The organism is Mesorhizobium sp. M1E.F.Ca.ET.063.01.1.1 (assembly GCF_003998155.1).
Taxonomy (GTDB): domain Bacteria; phylum Pseudomonadota; class Alphaproteobacteria; order Rhizobiales; family Rhizobiaceae; genus Mesorhizobium.
In genome coordinates, this window is the sequence record NZ_RZSC01000796.1 from 1 (window position 1) to 2,615 (window position 2,615).

Sequence of the window (2,615 nt, forward strand, 5' to 3'; positions counted from 1 at the left end):
TCTATGTGCAGCACCAAATCTACGACCGCTTCTGCGCCGCCTTCGCCCGTCGCATCGAGCGTCTGCGCACCGGCAACGGGCTTTCCGCCGATGCCGATATCGGGCCGCTGATGCATGAGCGCGCCGTCAAGAAGGTGGAGGAGCAGGTCGCCGACGCGCTGGCTCGCGGCGCGCGCTGCCTGTCCGGCGGCAAGCGCCATGCGGCCGGGCCGCTGTTCTACCAGCCGACACTGCTCGTCGATTTGCCGGACGACGCGCTGATCATGCATGAGGAAACCTTCGGTCCTGTCGCCGCCGTGACGCCGTTCGACGACGAAGCCGAGGTTGTCGCCCGCGCCAATGCCACCGAATATGGCCTCGTCGCCTATGTCGTGACCGAGAACGGCGCGCGGCAGGCGCGCATGGGTCGCGCGCTGGAATACGGCATGGTCGCGATCAATCGGGTCAAGATCACCGGCGCGCCGATCCCGTTCGGCGGCGTCAAACAGTCCGGCATCGGCCGCGAAGGCTCGCGCCACGGCCTCGAGGCCTTCACCGATCTGAAATACCTTTGCCTGGACGTCGCCTAAGCGCGCCCTACAGGAACCCAACAAGGAGAAAAACATGCTCGAACGGTCCAACGAACTCGCCGCCTGGGATCGCGACCACTTCTTCCATCCCTCGACGCATATGGGCACGCATGCGCGCGGTGAATCGCCGGCACGCATCATGGCCGGCGGCGAAGGCGTCACCGTCTGGGACGACACCGGCAGGAAGAGCATCGACGCCTTCGCCGGCCTCTATTGCGTCAATGTCGGCTATGGCCGCCAGAAGATCGCCGATGCGATCGCCACCCAGGCGAAGAACCTCGCCTACTACCACGCCTATGTCGGCCACGGCACCGAGGCGTCGATCACGCTCGCCAAGATGATCATCGACCGCGCGCCGAAGGGCATGTCGAGGGTCTATTTCGGCCTCTCCGGCTCCGACGCCAACGAGACCAACATCAAGCTGATCTGGTACTACAACAACGTCCTGGGACGGCCGGAGAAGAAGAAGATCATCTCGCGCTGGCGCGGCTATCACGGCTCGGGCGTGATGACGGGTTCGCTGACCGGGCTCGAACTGTTCCACAACGCCTTCGACCTGCCGCGCGCGCCGATCATGCACACCGAGGCGCCCTACTATTTCCGCCGTGCCGACCGCTCGATGAGCGAGGAGCAGTTCTCGCAATATTGCGCCGACAAGCTCGAGGAAATGATCCTCGCCGAAGGCCCGGATACGGTGGCGGCCTTCATCGGCGAGCCGATCCTCGGCACCGGCGGCATCGTGCCGCCGCCGGCCGGCTATTGGGCAAAGATCCAGGCCGTGCTGAACAAGTACGACGTGCTGCTCGTCGCCGATGAGGTGGTGACCGGCTTCGGCCGTCTCGGCACGATGTTCGGCTCCGACCACTACGGCATCAAGCCCGACCTGATCACCATCGCCAAGGGCCTGACCTCCGCCTACGCGCCGCTTTCCGGCGTCATCGTCTCCGACAAGGTCTGGCAGGTGCTGGTCAAGGGCTCCGACAAGCTGGGTTCCCTCGGCCATGGCTGGACTTATTCTGCGCACCCGATCTGCGTTGCCGCGGGCGTCGCCAATCTCGAGCTGATCGACGAGATGGACCTGGTGAGGAACGCCGGCGAGACCAGCGCCTATTTCCGTACCGAGCTCGCCAAGGCCGTCGGCGGCCACAGGCATGTCGGCGAGGTTCGCGGCGACGGCATGCTGGCGGCGGTCGAGTTCGTGAAGGACCGCGACGACCGCGTCTTCTTCGATCCGGCGCTGAAGGTCGGTCCGCAGATCGCCACGGCGCTGGCAGCCAGCGGCGTCATCGGCCGCGCCATGCCGCAGGGCGACATCCTCGGCTTCGCGCCGCCGCTCTGCCTGACGCGCGAGGAGGCCGACATTGTGGTGGCGAAGACCGCCGACGCCGTGAACAGCGTGCTCTCGGCTCTCTGATTTTCGACCCTTGGCGCTGCCCCTCATCCGCCTGCCGGCACCTTCTCCCCGTGAAAGACGGGGAGAAGGGACAAGCTCCAGCGCTGGCGATCCGCCTCTCCCCGTTCTTCACGGGGAGAGGGTATGGGTGAGGGGCAGCGCTGACCTGCACAGTTGGAAGTAACATCCATGAAGTCCCATCCCACCATTCCAGCAACCATGGCCGCCGTGCAGCTCACCGGCCATGGCGGCATGGAGAAGCTCGTCTACCGCACCGACGTGAAGGTGCCCTCGCCGGCTGCCGGCGAGGTGCTGGTCAAGGTCAGTGCCTGCGGCATGAACAACACCGACGTCTGGGTCCGCCAGGGCGCCTATGGCACCGAGGAAGATGCGGCCGCGGTGTCGACCTGGCGCCGGCAGGGCAACACGCTGACCTTCCCGCGCATCCAGGGCACCGACACGGTTGGAACGATCGTCGCTGTCGGTGACGGTGTGTCCGCCGAGCGCATCGGCGAGCGGGTGATGGTCGACTTCTCCATCTACAACCGCGACGACGATTCGCTGGCCGACATCGACTATATGGGCCATGGCCGCGACGGCGGTTATGCCGAATACCAGGCGCTGCCGGCCGAGAACGCGCATGTCGTCGACAC

The 2,615-nt window shown here is 65.8% G+C and carries 3 protein-coding genes; all 3 read left to right on the forward strand.

The window, feature by feature from the left end:
• Window positions 1–569 (forward strand): aldehyde dehydrogenase family protein (locus tag EOA29_RS32440; protein ID WP_127222143.1); only part of this gene is annotated, 569 nt, incomplete at its 5' end.
• Window positions 570–603: 34 nt separating this feature from the next.
• The gene (locus EOA29_RS32445; protein WP_127222144.1) at window positions 604–1,983 is read left to right on the forward strand and encodes an aspartate aminotransferase family protein; all 1,380 of its coding nucleotides are present in this window, start codon (window positions 604–606) and stop codon (window positions 1,981–1,983) included.
• A 168-nt stretch (window positions 1,984–2,151) separates the two neighbouring features.
• Window positions 2,152–2,615 (forward strand): alcohol dehydrogenase catalytic domain-containing protein (locus EOA29_RS32450; protein ID WP_148669393.1); only part of this gene is annotated, 464 nt, incomplete at its 3' end.